The organism is Massilia varians, from assembly GCF_027923905.1.
Taxonomy (GTDB): domain Bacteria; phylum Pseudomonadota; class Gammaproteobacteria; order Burkholderiales; family Burkholderiaceae_D; genus Telluria; species Telluria varians_B.
The window spans coordinates 2,063,265-2,078,648 of the sequence record NZ_AP026966.1 but is presented as its reverse complement, the minus strand read 5'-3'; the positions used below and the strand labels follow the sequence as shown (position 1 = coordinate 2,078,648).

Genomic DNA, 15,384 nt, shown 5'->3' with positions numbered 1-15,384 from the left:
CAGTGGACCAGATCACGCTTCGCCGTCCGTGTGTTCAAACAGTGCTCGAACAGACGCCGCGTCATGTCATCGTGTGGTTGAACGCGCGGCCGGCAGAGCCGGCCACCCTACGGGACAAATTTCAACACGTGCTTGGGCGCCCCCGGCAGCAAGGGCACCGGCTTCGCCTCCACCCACGCCTTGTGCCCGGCCAGGAAGAAGGGCGATAGCGGATGCCCGCTCTGCCCGCCCGGCATGTTGTACAGGCCCTCCTCTTCGCGCCCCGGCGACACCGTCAGGCGCTCCGATTGCCCGAACTTCGGTCCCGCCACGCGCGGCATGTTCGAGTCGCCCGCCAGCTGGTCGGCCGGCGCCCCCAGCAGCGGGGCCAGGGCGGGCAGCGCGATGCCGATTGGATGCGCGATCGCCGCCGTATTGCGCCGGCCCCAGGTGGCCTGCGCCATTGCCTGCCCGTCTTGCGTCAGGTCCTGGATCACGCGGTCGACCGCGGCCAGCTCCACGGCGCGCCAGTCGCGATAGCCCGGCGGCAGCCAGCCGGCGGGACGGGCATCGAGCAGGCGCGCGAGCACCTCCGGCCAGCGGCTGGTGGCGCTGGCCAGCGTGGCTTTCGGGTCGAGCGCGGCCAGCTCCCGGTTGACGCGCCCGAACAGCAGCTCGTTCAGGGCCCACATATAGTTGCGCGCCAGCCGGTAGCCAACCGAATCGACGCTGGCGCGGCCGTCCCAGCTGCTCTCGAGCAGGCGGCGGAACTCGGCGCGCTGCGGCTGGCCCCTGAGCGCCTGCGGGTCGAGCGCCCCGAGTGCGCGCTCGCGCCAGCGCCCGATGAAGAGGGCGCGGTCGTCCAGCGCCGCGCTCGACGCCTGGCGCACGTCAAGCTTCGGCCCGAGCGCGCGCAGGGAGTCCGCCAGCTGGCGGTTGCGCGCGCCGAGGTCGAAGCCGCCGTCGCCGATCAGCTCGGCGCCCGCGCCCATCAGCTGGCGGCTGTTGGCGGTGGTGATCTGGCCATCGGCCGGATTGAGCACGCGCGGATAGCGCTGCGGCGCCAGCGTCGCATGCCAGGTAGGCACGCCATCCTCCAGCGGGAAGCTGGTGGCCAGTGCCGGCGCCGTGCGCTGTGGCAGCAGGCCGGCGATGGTCCAGCCGATGTTGCCGGCGGTGTCGCCCGCCACGAAGTTCTGGGCCGGGATGCCGTCGATGGCGGCGATGGCCAGCGCCTCGTCCACGCTGCCGGCCATCTCCAGCTTCAGGTGCTGGAGGTTGATCGCATCCGGGTGGTGCGCGATCCAGTGCACCGCGTACTGGCGCCCGCCGGCCGCGCGGATCGGGCCCAGCGAGGTCTCGCGCACCACCAGGCGCTCGGCCTTGGCGCCCTTCACGGCGATCAGCTCGACGTGGCTGGCAGGGATCTCCCAGCCGCCGGGCAAGCGCACCTGTCCCGGGCGCGCGGCATCCAGGCCGAGCGGCACCAGGTCGACCAGGTCGGCATAGCTGTTGGTGAAGGCCCAGGCGACCTGCCCGTTGCTGCCGACGATGATGCTCGGCGGCGCACCGGGCAGGCTGACGCCGGCCAGGCGCCGCTGTCCGCCCTTCGGGTCGGGGAAGCGCAGCGCCAGGCGGTACCAGATGTTGGGCAGCTGCAGGCCGAGGTGCATGTCGTCGGCGACGATGGCCGCGCCGCTGGCGCTGCGGCTGCCTGCCACTGCGTAGTTGTTGCTGCCGACCGCATCGACGAAGGCGGCGCCTGCCAGCTGGGCCGGCGCTCCTGCAGCCGCGCCCCACCAGGCCGGCGCCCTGGGCGGCAGCGGGGCCTCGGCTGGCAAGGCCACGCCGGCCGCGGCGTCCAGCGTCGCATCCCAGCGGCTCGCTTCCGGCAGCAGGAAGGCCAGCTGGGCCGGGTCGCTGTTGGCGCGCAGCCAGCCGCGGGCCAATTCGCGCGGCTCCTGGTTGCCCTGCAGGTCGATATACATCGCCCAGATGACCAACAGCGAATCGGCGGCGCTCCAGGGGCGCGCGCCGGTACCGGTCAGGGCGTACTCGAACGGCCTGGCGCGCAGCGCGCCAAGGCCGTCGTTGACGCCGGCCACGTAGCGCTCCAGCAGGGCGCGCTCGCTTGCCGGCAGGCGCGCCAGGGCCAGCCGGGCACGGGCGCGGAAGCGGTGCAGGCGGCGCGAGCGGTCCAGCGGCAGCGCGCGCGGGCCGAACAGCTCGGCCAGTTCGCCGGCGGCGGTGCGGCGCAGCAGGTCCATCTGGAAGAAGCGTTCCTGGGCGTGGACGAAGCCGGTCGCATAGGCCACGTCGGCGCGGCTGGCGCCGCTGATGAAGGGCACGCCGGCGGCGTCGCGCGCCACCGTCACCGCGCCCTGCATGCCGGGCGCCCTGCGCTCGCCGTCGAGCTGCGCCAGGCTGGCGCGCAAGTACAGCCAGCCGGCGGCCAGCGCCAGCAGCACCAGCGCGGCCAATCCGGCAAGCCCGCGCAGGGTCCAGGTCTTCCATCGGCGCTGGCGCATGCTGTGTTTCCCCTTTGTTTTTGGGGCTATCTTGCCAGAAAACAGGGTTTCCCGGCGAACCGGATTTGTTCAAGAAATACGCGGTGTCGCACGATTGATTTACGCACGACGTATCCCCAGATGCAGTTTTATACTGGAACCAAACCGCCAGGGCGGCGGACGAAGGAGGCGATCATGCAAATGGCAAAGTATGCGGCACTGGCAATGACCCTGGGACTGGCTGCCTGCTCCACGCCGCAGCAACGCGCCGAGCGCATGCAGTCGGAAATGGCCGAGCTGATGACCATCTACGGTCCGGCCTGCTCGCGCCTCGGCTATGCACAGAACAGCGACCAGTGGCGCGATTGCGTGCTGCAGCTCAGCACGCGCGAGGAACTGCGCCAGGCTCCCTCGTACTATGGCGGCTGGGGTGGGCGTCACTGGCGCGGTGGAGGCTACTGGGGACCGTACTGGTAAGCCTGTGCGCGAACGCGGCCTTGGTCATGGCCGTGTGGGTCGCTAGCAGCTGCTCGACCGTGGCCTGCGCATGGCGCAGCAGCCGCGGATGGCGCACGTCCGGCGGATGCAGGCTCAGACGGATGAGCGGACGGCACGCCAGCGCCAGCCCCAGCATGTCCGCCAACAGGGGCGACGCCAGCCGGCCGGCGCGGTTGCGCGCCGCGTAGACCAGCGAGGGCGACAGCACCGCCGCGCCGCTGCCTGCCTTGCCCGCGCCGAGCAGGTGAAAGCGCAGGAAGGTCGTGGTGTAATCGAAATCGAAAGCGCGCAGGGCCTGCCAGGCGCCCTCGCCCATCAGCCAGGCCGGCGGCACGAAGCCGTGCACCGGCCAGCCGCGCTCGGCGAACCAGTCGAGTCCGCACTGGATGCGGCGCGCCGCCTCGTCCGCCGGCAGGGCCGCGAACTCGCCTTCATGGCTATATTTGGTACGCAAGAAACGCTCGCTCAGGCCGGGACCGCGCGGTGCGGTATCCAGATGGGTGTAGCCGTGCAGCGCGAGCTCGTCCCCTTGCGCCAGCGCCCGTTCAAGGCCTGCTTCCATGCGCGCCGGGTCGCCGCCGGCGCGGTGGTACTGGGGCACCACCAGCCAGGTCAGGGGCAGCGCCGCCACCTCGCGCATGGCCTGCGCCAGGCGGCTGCACTCGTCCCAGGTGGCCGGGGCCACGTCGTGGATCGAGACGCACAGGGCCGGCCGCTGCGCGCCAGCTGGCGAATCATCTCCCGAATGATCTGCCACTCGCGCGTCCATCTCAGTCGGGGGCCAGGACCCGCTCCAGCACGCGCGCGGCTCCCGGGCGCGCCGCGAGCAGACTGCCATAGCGGTGCATCAGTTGCGGGAAGACCTGGCTCCAGTCATAGTGCTCGTGCGCCTTGCGCCGCGCGTTGGCGGACAGGCGCACCAGGTCGCGCCCATAGAGGGCTTCGATGGCGCCGGCCAGGCTGTCCGCGTCGTTGGGACGCGCCAGGATGCCGGTCTGCTCGTCCACCAGCTCGGCCACCCCGCCTCCGCTGGTGCCCACCACCGGCAGGCCGCAGGCCATCGCCTCCAGCACGATCAGGCCGAAGGTTTCGCAGTCGCCCGGATGCACCAGCACGTCGCAGCTGGCCAGCAGCCCGGCCAGCGCGCACTGGTCGCGCTGGAAGGGCAGGAAACGCAGCCGGACATGCCGCGGCAGCGGCGCCCCGCCCCCGACCAGCAGCAGGTGGTAGGGCTCGCCGAGCTTGCGCACGGCCTCGATCAGATAGCTCAGCTTCTTGTCGGCCGTGAAGCGGCCGGCATAGACCAGCAGGCGCGCGTCTTCCGGCAGGCCGAGCTCGGCCCGCAGGCTGTCGCGCCGCCGCCGCGGGTGGAAGATCTCGCTGTCGATGCCGAGCGGCTGGTGCAGAGCATGCGTGACACCCATGTCGGCCAGCTGGTGCACCATCAGCCGGCTTGGCGCCAGCACGGTATCGAACTCTCCATACAGGTGGGCGAGGTATTTGCAGGTGCCGTGGGAAATGGTTTCACCAAAGCGGTTCTGTACCAGGCGCGGCAGGTCGGAATGGTAGAAGGCGATGGCCGGAATGCCGAGCTGCTGGCGCAGCCGCAATGCCGCCCAGGCACTGTGGCCGGCATCGCCCACCTCGATCAGGTCGGGCCGGGCCGCGCGCAGGCGCCGCGCCGCCGCCGCCACCGAGACCGGCATGCGGTAGCCGTGGATGCCGGGCAGCGCCACCGCAGGCACCCGCACCCGGGTAGGCGCTTCGCCCTCGGCCACGTTGGGACTGAAGATGGTATGCCGCGCCCAGCCGTAACGCGCAAGCCAGCGCGACTTGGCGTTCAGGTAGGTGCTGACACCGCCCCCCTCGGCGGCATAGAACATCGTGATGTCGACAAGATGCATGTAAGAACCTGACAGGTTCAGGGTCTGCTGAAAAATACCAACATAGCAGCGGTCCGCCGGTGAAGCTTGCGCGCACGCACAGGCATCCGCGGAACCTGGCCGGCCGTCCGCTACCAGTCGTCGTCTTTACAGGGAAATTATGCGCTGCGGCGATCCAGCATGGCGCGCGCTATCGTGCCGGCATCGACATACTCGAGCTCGCCGCCGACGGGCACGCCGCGCGCCAGCCGGCTGACCTTCAGCCCGCGCGCCTTGAGCATCTCGCTGATGTAGTGGGCGGTGGCTTCGCCCTCGTTGGTGAAATTGGTTGCGAGCACTACCTCATCGACCACGCCGTCGGTGGCGCGTCCGACCAGCTTGTCGAGATGCAGGTCGCGCGGGCCGATGCCGTCCAGCGGCGAGAGCCGCCCCATCAGCACGAAATACAGGCCCTTGTAGGTCATGGTCTGCTCGATCATCATCTGGTCGGCAGGGGTTTCGACGACGCACAGCAGCGCACGGTCGCGCGCCTCGTCGGCGCACAGATCGCACACTTCGGTGTCGGCGAAGGTATTGCACATGGCGCAGTGGTGGACCGTGTCCACCGCCTGGTACAGCGCGCGCGACAGCATGGCCGCGCCTTCGCGGTCATGCTGCAGCAGGTGGAAGGCCATGCGTTGCGCCGACTTCGGACCAATGCCGGGTAGGCGCCGCAGCGCCTCGGTCAGGAAGTCGAGCGAGCTGGACATGAGGTTTTCTTACCTTCTCTTAGAACGGCATCTTGAAGCCCGGCGGCAGCGGCATGCCGGCGGTCAGGCCGCTCATCTTCTCGGCAGCGGTGGCTTCGGCCTTGCGCACGGCGTCGTTGAACGCGGCCGCGACCAGGTCTTCCAGCATGTCGCGGTCGTCGCCCAGCAGCGAAGGGTCGATGGTGACGCGCTTGACGTCGTTCTTGCAGGTCATGACGACCTTGACCAGGCCGGCGCCCGACTGGCCTTCGACTTCGATCTGAGCCAGCTGCTCCTGCGCCTTCTTCATGTTGTCCTGCATGGCTTGCGCCTGTTTCATCAGGCCTGCGAGCTGGTTTTTCATCATGGTCGGTATCTCCAAAAAGTGCTTAGTGGTTGATTCAATGGATTCAAGAGCTCAGGTGGCTGCGGCCGGCTTCACCGAGCCGGGCACGACGAAGGCGCCGAAGGTCCGCTCCATCGCCTGCACGAAGGGATCGGCGGCGACCAGGGCTTCGGCCTGGCGCTGGCGTTCCTCGCGCGCCGCCTTGGCCTCGGCCGCGGCGGTGTACCAGGTCGGGCCGATCTCGGTATCGAGGCTGACGCGCACCGAGGGGAAGTGTTCCTGCAGCGCGGCCGTCAGCTTCTCGCTGTTGCCGCTGGCGCGCAGGGTGTCGACCGGCACCCGCAGGCGGAAGGTCGCGGCCTGTTCGTGCGCCACGCATTCGATCAGTTCGGTCTGCAGGGCCAGCTGCTGTGCCACGCCGCGCAGCGGCAGGCTGGCGGCCAGCGCCGGCCAGTTGCCGTCCCAGCCGATGGCCGGCACCGGCGTGACCACGTAGGCATGCGGCGGCGCGGTCTGCGCGCGCACCGGCGGCGGCGCCGTGACGGCGGCCGGCGCTTCGGCGGCAACTGCCGTGTCGTCGGAAAATTCGGTGACCCAGGAAGGCGGCTCGTCATCGCTCGGCGCCGCCTGCATGCGCGCCTGCGGCGGCTGCATCTGCTGGACGGCTTGCGGCGGCTGCGGCGGCTGGGCAGCTTGCGGCTGCTCCCACGGCGGCGTCGAGCCCAAGCCCGGACGGCCTGCCCCCATGGCGGCCGACGGGCCGGGCGCCGGCGGGGGCGCGGCGGGCGCAGGCGCTGACGCCGGCGGCGCGGCGGCCGGCGCCGGTGCGGCTTCGGGACGCGGCTTGGCGCCGCCGCTGCGGCCGGAAGCGGCGCGCGCAGCTTCCAGTGCCGCATTGATCGCGGCGCGCGCGGAACTCATGGCCGGCGCCGGGCCGGATGCGGCCGGTGCCGACGTTGCGGACGGCGCCGGGGGCGCGGACGGTGCCGGGCGCGCCGGCGCCACCGCCGCATGGCTGGCGGCGGCCACCGCGGCGGCCCGTGCGGACGGCGCCTGGCCCGTCGCCACGCTGGCGGCCGGCGCGCTGGCCGGCAGTTCGGCGCCGCCCTGCCCCGGGCGGAAGGCCAGCATGCGCAGCAGGGTCATGGTGAAGCCAGCATACTCGTCGGGCGCCAGGCCGATCTCGTTGCGGCCGTGCACGGCGATCTGGTAATACAGCTGCACTTCCTGCGCGTCGAAGGCCTGGGCCAGGCGCAAGATGTCGTTCAGTTCCGGCAGGTCTTGCGGCACCGCGGAAGGCACCGACTGCGCCAGTGCGATCCGGTGCAGCAGGGTGCCGAGGTCCTGCAGCGCGCCGTTGTACGACAGGCTGCGGCTGGCCATCTCGTCGGCCACCGCCATCAGGTCGGCGCCGTCCTGCGCCAGCAGCGCGTCCAGCAGGCGCACCAGATAGGACTGGTCGAGCGCACCCAGCATGCCCTGCACCGCATCGAGCGTGACCTGGCCGGCGGCATAGGCGATCGCCTGGTCGGTCAGGGACAGCGCGTCGCGCATCGAACCGTGGGCGCCTTGCGCCAGCAGGCGCAGGGCTGGCTGCTCATAGGTGACGCCTTCCTGGCCGAGGATGTTTTCCAGGTGGCCGACGATATGGCCGGGCGGCATCTGCTTGAGGTTGAACTGCAGGCAGCGCGACAGCACCGTCACCGGGATCTTCTGCGGGTCGGTGGTCGCCAGGATGAATTTGACGTGCGGCGGCGGTTCCTCGAGCGTTTTCAGCATCGCGTTGAACGCGTGGTTGGTGAGCATGTGCACCTCGTCGATCATGTAGACCTTGAAGCGCGCATTGCTCGGCGCGTACACCGCCTGTTCCAGCAGCTGGGCCATCTCGTCCACGCCGCGGTTGGAGGCCGCATCCATCTCGATGTAGTCGACGAAGCGCCCGGCATCGATGGCGCGGCAGGCTTCGCACGCTCCGCAGGGCTCCGGCGTGATCCCGCCCTGGCCGTCAGGCCCGACGCAGTTGAGCGACTTGGCCAGGATACGCGACAGCGTCGTCTTGCCGACCCCGCGCGTTCCCGTGAACAGGTAGGCGTGGTGCAGGCGGCCGGTCCTGAGCGCATGGGTCAGGGCACGGACGACGTGCTCCTGGCCGACCAGCGTTTCGAAGTTCTTGGGACGGTATTTGCGGGCGAGGACTTGATAGGACATGCCGGGATTTTACCGCAGTTGGCGACTGCCGCGAACATTCCGCGGCAGTGCTTCATAGCAACTACAGTAAATCTTCAGGCGCCCGGCCGCCCCAGGCGGAAGGCGCCTACCACCTGGGCCAGGTGCTCGGCCTGCGCGGCCAGCCGCTGCGCGGCGTCGGCGGCGTCGTCGACCCGCTTGGTATTGCCGCGCGTAAGGGCATCCATGCCCTGCATGGCCTGCCCGATCGCGGCAATGCCGCCGGCCTGCTCGCGGCTGGCATCGCTGATCCCGGCGATCAGGCTCGACACCTTGTGCACGCCATCGACCACCTGCTCCATGGTCTGGCCCGCTTGTTGCGCCAGGGCGCTGCCGGCGCTGACCTGCGCGCCCGATGCTTCGATCAGCCCCTTGATTTCGCGCGCCGCCGTCGCCGAACGCTGCGCCAGGCTGCGCACCTCGCTGGCGACGACCGCGAAGCCGCGCCCCTGCTCGCCCGCACGTGCGGCCTCGACGGCGGCGTTCAGCGCCAGGATGTTGGTCTGGAAGGCGATGCCGTCGATGACCGAGATGATATCGCCGATCCGGCGCGAGGACGCGTCGATGGCCTGCATCCTGTCGACGACCTGCGCCACCACCTGGCCGCCCCGGGCCGCGACTTCCGATGCGCTGCCGGCCAGCTCGCTGGCAAGGCGCGCATGCTCGGCATTCTGGCTGACGGAGCCGGTGAGCTGCGCCATCGACTGCACCGTGGCATGGATGGCGGCAGCCTGCTCGCCCGTCCGCGCGGCCAGTTCGGCGTTGGTCCTGGCGATCTCGGACGAGGTCGCGGCGGTCGCCTGCACGCCGCGCTGCACCCGCCCCATGGCTTCCTGCAGCAGGCCGACCACGCCCTGCAAGGCGCGCCCGCTCTTGCTGGAAGCCGGCAACAATCCGGGCTCCAGGCTGATCGCTCCCTCGCTGCCGCGCATCAGCCTGACGCTGATGCTCAACTCGGCCGATTGCAGCGCGTCGCGGCGCAGCAACTGGGCCAGGTAGCACAGCAGCGCGCTCTCCGCCACCACGTAGGCGGCGTGCACCAGCACCATGTCAAGACCTGGCTCGGCCATGCAGCGCACGCCGAAGCCGAGTTCCTGCAGATGGTTGAACGCCAGGTGATGCAGCGCCACCACTGCGGCGGCGACGACGATGACCGCCCAATCGCGGTAGCACAGCAGGAAGGCGAGCAGCACGAAGATACCGAAATGCAGCTCGGTTTGCCCGGCGGCCTGGTGGATATGGAGCGCACTGAACACCATGAGCGCCACCGCCACGCTCATCCGGCTGGCCCGGCTGCCGCCGGCGAGCAGCACCAGCGCGGTCGGAATGCCCGCCGCCGGCAGGCCGACCAGCAAGGCCCAGCGCAGGGTGTTGTACATACCGGACAAGGCAAGCGCCATCGCGAACAGGCCCCAGAGTATTCCCACCATCAGGCGATCCGCGCGCAGATAGTGCTGGTGCAGCGAGACGCGATTTTCCATGATCAGCAAACTCCGTATGTAGGATACCTGAGATTGAATCAAGAAAAGTTCCACACGGCCATATATATCGTCAAATATGACAATTTATCCGGCAAATCTGTCAACAGAATGCAACAATTGGTGAGAATGTTGCAGGCGGTCGCAAAGAAAACGGTTGGAACTGACGAGCGCCAGCATGCGCAAGGGTACGAGCCTTGGGCAGGAAGAATACGCAGGGGAAGAAAAAAGAAAGGAAGGAGGCGAGCCTGATCTGCGGCACTTGCGGTGAACGGCTTTGGCTGCTTCGTTCCCGACCTGACCAGGTAAACCATGCCACAATGCGCAGGGGCCCGCCAGCAAGCATTATACCCGACCCCACCGTTTTTGGGGCCGGATCTTGCAAAGCCTAGCCGCGGTCCTTCAGCAATGCCAGCAAGGCATGCGCGCCCGCTTCGGAGGATGCCGGATTCTGTCCCGTGACAAGCAAGCCGTCGGTCACCACATAGGGCTGCCAGTCATCCGTCTTGCTGTATTGGCCACCATTTTTCACCAGCATGTCCTCGACCAGGAAAGGCACCACCTCGGTGAGGCCGACAGCCGCCTCCTCCGTGTTGGTGAAACCGGTCACGCGCTTGCCCTTGACCAAGAGGTCGCCATCCACGCCCTTGACCTGCGCCAGCACGCCGGGGGCATGACAGACCGCCGCCACCGGTTTGCCGGCGGCGATCATGGTTTCGATCAGGCGGATCGAATCGGCATCCCCGGCCAGGTCCCATAGCGGGCCGTGGCCGCCGGGATAGAACACGGCGTCGAAGTCTTGCGCGCGCACGCCCGACAAGGTGACGGTATTGGCCAGCGCCTGCTGGGCCTGGGGGTCGGCGCGGAAGCGCCGGGTCGCTTCGGTCTGCGCATCGGGCTCGTCGCTCTTCGGGTCGAGCGGCGGCTGCCCGCCCGCGGGCGAGGCCAGCGTCAGGGTCGCGCCGGCATCCTTGAATACATAATAGGGAGCAGCGAATTCCTCCAGCCAGAAACCGGTTTTCTTGCCGGTGTCGCCGAGGCGGTCGTGCGAGGTCAGCACCATCAGGATGTTCATCGGGCCTCCATGTGCGCAGTCATAGTCAAAAGGGCAGTCTAGCCGTCCCCTGCTCCACGCGTCGCACGGAAGCCCGCCGGCTCCTACAGTCCCAGCGTCCCCCAGATGTCGTCCACGCGCGCCTTGACCTCCGGCGTCATGGCGATCGGCGTGCCCCACTCGCGGTTGGTCTCGCCCGGCCACTTGTTGGTGGCGTCGATCCCCATCTTGCTGCCCAGGCCACTGATCGGCGAAGCGAAGTCGAGGTAGTCGATCGGGGTGTTGTCGACCAGGACCGTGTCGCGGGTCGGGTCGACCCGGGTTGTGATGGCCCAGATGACTTCCTTCCAGTCGCGCACGTCGACGTCCTCGTCCACGACGACGATGAACTTGGTATACATGAACTGGCGCAGGAAACTCCAGACCCCGAACATCACGCGCTTGGCGTGGCCGGCATACTGCTTCTTCATCTGCACCACCGCCATCCGGTAGCTGCAGCCCTCCGGCGGCAGGTAGAAGTCGGTGATCTCGCTGAACTGCTTCTGCAGCAGCGGAATGAAGACCTCGTTCAGCGCCACGCCCAGCACCGCCGGCTCGTCGGGCGGTTTGCCGGTGTAGGTCGAGTGGTAGATCGGATCGCGCCGCATCGTGATGCGGTCGATGGTGAATACCGGGAAGCTGTCCTGCTCGTTGTAATAGCCGGTGTGGTCGCCATACGGGCCCTCGAGCGCATGCTCGAAGCCGGACGGGTGGTTCGCGTCAGGGTAGATATGCCCTTCGAGCACGATTTCGCTGGACGCCGGCACCCGCAATTCGCTGCCGATGGCCTTGGTGAGCGTGGTGCGCTGGCCGCGCAGCAGGCCGGCGAACTGGTATTCGGACAGGCTGTCCGGCACCGGGGTGACCGCGCCCAGGATGGTGGCCGGATCGGCGCCCAGCGCCACCGCCACCGGATACGGCTTGCCCGGGTTGGCCAGCGCATGCTCGCGGAAATCGAGGGCGCCGCCGCGGTGCGCCAGCCAGCGCATGATCACCTTGTTGCGGCCAAGGACCTGCTGGCGGTAGATGCCCAGGTTCTGGCGCTTCTTGTGCGGTCCCTTGGTAATCACCAGGCCCCATGTAATAAGCGGGGCGATGTCGCCCGGCCAGCAGTGCTGGATCGGCAGGCGCGCCAGGTCGACGTCCTGCCCTTCCCAGACGATTTCCTGGCAGGAGGCGCCCTTCACTTCTTTCGGCGCCATGTCCCAGACCGCCTTGACCAGCGAACCGAGGCCCATGATGTCCTTGAAGCCCTTGGGCGGCTCCGGCTCCTTCAGGCGCGCCAGCACGTGGCCGATGCGGCGCAGTTCGCCCACGTCTTCCGCGCCCATGCCAAGCGCCACCCGGCGCGGGGTGCCGAACAGGTTGCCCAGCACGGGGATGGTATGGCCGGTGGGCTCCTCGAACAGCAGCGCGGGCCCTTCGGCGCGCAGGGTGCGGTCGCAGATCTCCGTCATCTCGAGGTGGGGCGACACCGGTACGCCAACATGCTTGAGCTCGCCCATTCGCTCGAGCTGAGCCATAAAGTCCCGCAAATCTGAATATTTCATCAAGTTTTGATCGTAATCTCGTCAGTAGAAGCATGTTCAAGACACCATGCCAAGTAGCTGATTTAGCAAGACTTTTCAAAATTTCGTCTTGGCAATCAGAACTAAAAGTAATAAGAACGGTTCGTGCTAGGGTTGACTTGGTATAAGTGAGCCACTAGAATCCGTCCTACTTGATGAGGCAGGCAGTCTTTCTGACATGATTTTAGCTGTTCTCATGCATTCACGGGGTCGGGGCCCCACATGACATTTTGAGGAGTGTTTTCACTGGGCGTCTGCCCAATCCCCCGAGACAGTTGTTGAGCCACTGGTTCCACCCGCACGGGTTTCAAAGCAGCCAGCTGTAGCAAAGCAATGACGGCGTTAGTCGGCCGCAAGGCGGCGACCTACGATATTTCTGATGCACGGCATTCAGTAACCCGACGCAGCGCACATCTCGCCAGAGACGCTGTGACAGGACTGCTTTTCGCCGCGACAAGGGGAATTCGATGATCAATCGTTTCATCACGAGCGCAAGGCTCGTGCAAACCATGGCCAGCCAGCCAGTCACGTGGTCTTCCGTGAGCAAAACGGCACGCGGTGTCTTGAATACCGCACGCAACACCCTGACCGTATTCGGTCTCTCGGCAATCGCAATGCTCGCGCTGCTCTATACCAACGAAGACGTCGCCAAGCGCGTCTCGGACATGCTGCATCCGGAACCCGAGGTCGTGGTGGTGGCCAAGGCCGCGCCGGCGCCGGCGCCGGCCGTGGCCGACATCGCGGAGGCCGTCGAAACGACCCAGGCCAGCGCCCAGCACCTCGGCAACACCAAGCAGCAGCAATGGGTCACCTCCTGGCTGAGCAAGCGCTACCGCGTCGCCAGCGATGCCGCCAACATGCTGGTGTCGACCGCCTACATGACGGCGCATGAGGTCAAACTGGATCCGCTCCTGATCCTGGCCGTGATGGCGATCGAATCGGGCCTGAACCCGTTCGCCGAGAGCCCGATGGGCGCCAAGGGCTTGATGCAAGTCATGGCCAAGGTCCATCACGACAAATTCGAACAAGTGGGCGGCCAGCAAGCAGCCCTGAATCCGGTCGCCAACATCAAGGTGGGCGCCCTGATCCTGAAGGACTACGTCAAGCGCACCGGTTCCGTCGAAGGCGGCCTGAAGACCTACGTCGGCGCGGCCGACCTGGAAACCGATTCCGGTTATGGCGCCAAGGTGCTGGCCGAGTACAAGAAGCTCAAGCAGGTTGCCAAGGGCCACAAGGTCCCGACCACCAATCCGCGTCCGCTGCCGCAAACGACCCTGGTCAAGCAGGCTCCCGCAGCCAGCCCGACCGAGGCGCCGGCCGCACCGGCGAAGGCCGAGAACCACGGTTCGGAAGCGCTGGCGACCCTGTAACGCCGTGCAGAACACTCCTCACCGGCCACCGCTCGCGGTGGCTTTTTTGTTCTGGAGCGTCTGATCATCAGAACAGGCGCTGGTCGTAGCGCCACAAGCGCAACATGCTCGCCTTCAGGCGGCGCGCATCCGGATGCTGGGGATTGATGAGGACATTGAATTCTTCTGGAACGATGATCGACGGCACTGCCATGAGGGCGCTCGCGCCGCCCATCAACCAGGCGTCGCCGGCATGCACGCTGGGCATGCCATGCGGCAGCGCATCCCAGTCGACCGGCGGATCGGCCAGAATCACGCGCGCTTTCCAGAGCTCGTCAGGCACGTCGATCCGTACCAGGTAGCGGTTGAGCGGCAGTCCGGCCGCGCGCAGGTGCACCACGGTTTCGTGCAGCGCCAGCGCGATGCTTTCCGAACTGTATACAACCGGATTGCCGATGGAGTTCCAGCGTCCGCCCGTCAGCTTGGCGCCCGTTCCGGATAGGTCGTCTGCCGTGTAATGAGGGGTGACCGCGGCGATGCGCCATACGGCCCGGTTCACGCGTAGGCTCCGCTCTCCGCCATTGCCAGCAGTTTGCCGACCAGTTTCTGTCCTTCGACGGTATCCAGGTAGCTGGCCGGGGTGTCGCCGCCCAGTGCCGGCAGCGGCTGAGCCAGCCACTGTGCCAGCCAGCGCGCCGCGTCGAAGCCGGCGTCGGATGCGCCGCCGCCGGCGACCATGGCCTGCACCTGCCCTATCAGCGCCTGCATGCCGACGACGCGCTCGGATTCCTCGCGCGACAGCGCTTCCCCACGTTGCGCCTTGCGGTTGACTGTCGCGCGCGACAAGCCGAGGGAATCGACGAGGCGCTCCTTGGGGACGTCCATGGCGCCGGAGAGTTCGCCGATGCGGCGGGCTGGAACGCCCTGCCGGATTTCATCGATGCGTTCGCGCGCGCCGGACTGGAAACTATGCATAACGGTCGCCTCGATCACGGCGTCCATTCCGCCCCGCGTGCCAGGCCGCGCCACGGCCGCCTCGGCGTCGCCGACGAATCCGTCCTTGTCTCGGCGGGCCGCGTACTTACGTAAAGCTTCACCCATGACCGTCTCCTTTGAGCCTTCAGGTTAGCTCAAATGAGACGTCAAATCAACCGACGCAGGCGCCGGGCTGAAAAATAAAAAAGCCACCGGGCGGTGCCACGGTGGCTTTTTGCGCAATATCCACAGTCGGGAATCAGCGGCGCGCGTCCGCTCCCACTTCGTCCGGACGCAGGGCCGATGCCAGCTTGTCCAGCACGCCGTTGACGTACTTGTGGCCGTCGATGCCGCCGAAGGACTTGGTCAGCTCGACCGCTTCATTGATGACGACGCGGTACGGGATTTCCGGATGGTTCTTCAGCTCGTAGGCGCCCAGCAGCAGCACGCCATGCTCGATCGGCGACAGTTCGGCCACGCCGCGGTCGATCAGCGGCGCGATGACTTCGCGCAGCTCGACCGAGGTAGCGATGGTGCCGTTCAGCAGCTCGCTGAAGAATTCGCCGTCGGCCTTGTCGAAACCGTGGGCACCGCGGATGTTGGTGACGACCGTGCGGGCCGGTTCATTGTTGAGCAGCCATTGGTACAGGCCCTGCAGCGCGAACTCGCGCGCGCGGTGACGCGGCGTGCGGTTCTTGCTCGGGTTGGCGTGCGTGGTCTTGTCGGTCATGTGCTTCCCTTCCTTTATTCTTGG

The 15,384-nt window shown here is 67.6% G+C and carries 14 protein-coding genes and 1 other RNA gene; 2 read left to right on the top strand and 13 right to left on the bottom strand.

What is annotated here, in order from left to right; all coding sequences use genetic code 11:
• Positions 1-107: 107 nt before the first annotated feature.
• Entirely contained in the window at positions 108-2,507 is a 2,400-nt protein-coding gene (locus MasN3_RS09470) for a penicillin acylase family protein (RefSeq protein ID WP_281913758.1), read from the bottom strand.
• Between the two features lie 174 nt (positions 2,508-2,681).
• On the opposite strand from MasN3_RS09470, the gene MasN3_RS09465 reads away from it, so the two are divergent.
• Positions 2,682-2,963, top strand: a complete 282-nt coding sequence (locus tag MasN3_RS09465; protein ID WP_281913757.1) for a hypothetical protein — start codon at positions 2,682-2,684, stop codon at positions 2,961-2,963.
• Here the strand turns inward: MasN3_RS09465 and MasN3_RS09460 are convergent.
• The 9 genes from MasN3_RS09460 to ubiD form a co-directional block, all read right to left on the bottom strand.
• Positions 2,866-3,741, bottom strand: a complete 876-nt coding sequence (locus MasN3_RS09460; RefSeq protein WP_281913756.1) for a polysaccharide deacetylase family protein — start codon at positions 3,739-3,741, stop codon at positions 2,866-2,868. The two genes, MasN3_RS09465 and MasN3_RS09460, sit on opposite strands and share 98 nt — an antisense overlap.
• A gap of 13 nt (positions 3,742-3,754) precedes the next feature.
• Positions 3,755-4,888: a glycosyltransferase gene (locus MasN3_RS09455; protein ID WP_281913755.1), complete on the bottom strand. Its 1,134-nt coding sequence runs from the start codon at positions 4,886-4,888 to the stop codon at positions 3,755-3,757.
• A 137-nt stretch (positions 4,889-5,025) separates the two neighbouring features.
• A complete protein-coding gene (recR, locus tag MasN3_RS09450; RefSeq protein WP_281913753.1) occupies positions 5,026-5,616 on the bottom strand; it encodes a recombination mediator RecR in 591 nt (196 codons plus the stop codon).
• 19 nt (positions 5,617-5,635) lie between these two features.
• Entirely contained in the window at positions 5,636-5,962 is a 327-nt protein-coding gene (locus MasN3_RS09445) for a YbaB/EbfC family nucleoid-associated protein (RefSeq protein WP_281913752.1), read from the bottom strand.
• Positions 5,963-6,013: 51 nt separating this feature from the next.
• Positions 6,014-8,149 (bottom strand): DNA polymerase III subunit gamma/tau, encoded by a 2,136-nt coding sequence (locus tag MasN3_RS09440; RefSeq protein ID WP_281913751.1) that lies wholly within the window; start codon positions 8,147-8,149, stop codon positions 6,014-6,016.
• Between the two features lie 74 nt (positions 8,150-8,223).
• Entirely contained in the window at positions 8,224-9,648 is a 1,425-nt protein-coding gene (locus tag MasN3_RS09435; protein WP_281913750.1) for a methyl-accepting chemotaxis protein, read from the bottom strand.
• A 235-nt stretch (positions 9,649-9,883) separates the two neighbouring features.
• Positions 9,884-9,982: signal recognition particle sRNA small type (gene ffs, locus MasN3_RS09430), an RNA gene on the bottom strand.
• Positions 9,983-10,033: 51 nt separating this feature from the next.
• Positions 10,034-10,720: a type 1 glutamine amidotransferase domain-containing protein gene (locus MasN3_RS09425; protein ID WP_281913749.1), complete on the bottom strand. Its 687-nt coding sequence runs from the start codon at positions 10,718-10,720 to the stop codon at positions 10,034-10,036.
• 83 nt (positions 10,721-10,803) lie between these two features.
• A complete protein-coding gene (ubiD, locus tag MasN3_RS09420) occupies positions 10,804-12,288 on the bottom strand; it encodes a 4-hydroxy-3-polyprenylbenzoate decarboxylase (protein WP_281913748.1) in 1,485 nt (494 codons plus the stop codon).
• 527 nt (positions 12,289-12,815) lie between these two features.
• Here ubiD and MasN3_RS09415 point away from each other — a divergent pair.
• Positions 12,816-13,676 (top strand): transglycosylase SLT domain-containing protein, encoded by an 861-nt coding sequence (locus MasN3_RS09415; RefSeq protein ID WP_281914471.1) that lies wholly within the window; start codon positions 12,816-12,818, stop codon positions 13,674-13,676.
• Positions 13,677-13,743: 67 nt separating this feature from the next.
• Here the strand turns inward: MasN3_RS09415 and MasN3_RS09410 are convergent, their stop codons facing one another.
• The 3 genes from MasN3_RS09410 to nusB all read right to left on the bottom strand — a co-directional run bounded on the left by MasN3_RS09410 (position 13,744) and on the right by nusB (position 15,360).
• A complete protein-coding gene (locus tag MasN3_RS09410; protein ID WP_281913746.1) occupies positions 13,744-14,214 on the bottom strand; it encodes an RES family NAD+ phosphorylase in 471 nt (156 codons plus the stop codon).
• Positions 14,211-14,756: an antitoxin Xre-like helix-turn-helix domain-containing protein gene (locus MasN3_RS09405; RefSeq protein ID WP_281913745.1), complete on the bottom strand. Its 546-nt coding sequence runs from the start codon at positions 14,754-14,756 to the stop codon at positions 14,211-14,213. Before MasN3_RS09405 ends, MasN3_RS09410 begins: the two co-directional genes overlap by 4 nt.
• Before the next feature lie 133 nt (positions 14,757-14,889).
• A complete protein-coding gene (gene nusB / locus MasN3_RS09400) occupies positions 14,890-15,360 on the bottom strand; it encodes a transcription antitermination factor NusB (RefSeq protein WP_281913744.1) in 471 nt (156 codons plus the stop codon).
• Between the last annotated feature and the right edge of the window lie 24 nt (positions 15,361-15,384).

Bases quoted from the DNA above. Each gene is read 5' to 3' on its own strand.
- MasN3_RS09470 (WP_281913758.1), bottom strand. From the start codon at position 2,507: ATGCGCCAGCGCCGATGGAAGACCTGGACCCTGCGCGGGCTTGCCGGA.
- MasN3_RS09465 (WP_281913757.1), top strand. From the start codon at position 2,682: ATGCAAATGGCAAAGTATGCGGCACTGGCAATGACCCTGGGACTGGCT.
- MasN3_RS09455 (WP_281913755.1), bottom strand. From the start codon at position 4,888: ATGCATCTTGTCGACATCACGATGTTCTATGCCGCCGAGGGGGGCGGT.
- recR (WP_281913753.1), bottom strand. From the start codon at position 5,616: ATGTCCAGCTCGCTCGACTTCCTGACCGAGGCGCTGCGGCGCCTACCC.
- MasN3_RS09445 (WP_281913752.1), bottom strand. From the start codon at position 5,962: ATGATGAAAAACCAGCTCGCAGGCCTGATGAAACAGGCGCAAGCCATG.
- MasN3_RS09440 (WP_281913751.1), bottom strand. From the start codon at position 8,149: ATGTCCTATCAAGTCCTCGCCCGCAAATACCGTCCCAAGAACTTCGAA.
- MasN3_RS09435 (WP_281913750.1), bottom strand. From the start codon at position 9,648: ATGGAAAATCGCGTCTCGCTGCACCAGCACTATCTGCGCGCGGATCGC.
- MasN3_RS09425 (WP_281913749.1), bottom strand. From the start codon at position 10,720: ATGAACATCCTGATGGTGCTGACCTCGCACGACCGCCTCGGCGACACC.
- ubiD (WP_281913748.1), bottom strand. From the start codon at position 12,288: ATGAAATATTCAGATTTGCGGGACTTTATGGCTCAGCTCGAGCGAATG.
- MasN3_RS09415 (WP_281914471.1), top strand. From the start codon at position 12,816: ATGGCCAGCCAGCCAGTCACGTGGTCTTCCGTGAGCAAAACGGCACGC.
- MasN3_RS09405 (WP_281913745.1), bottom strand. From the start codon at position 14,756: ATGGGTGAAGCTTTACGTAAGTACGCGGCCCGCCGAGACAAGGACGGA.
- nusB (WP_281913744.1), bottom strand. From the start codon at position 15,360: ATGACCGACAAGACCACGCACGCCAACCCGAGCAAGAACCGCACGCCG.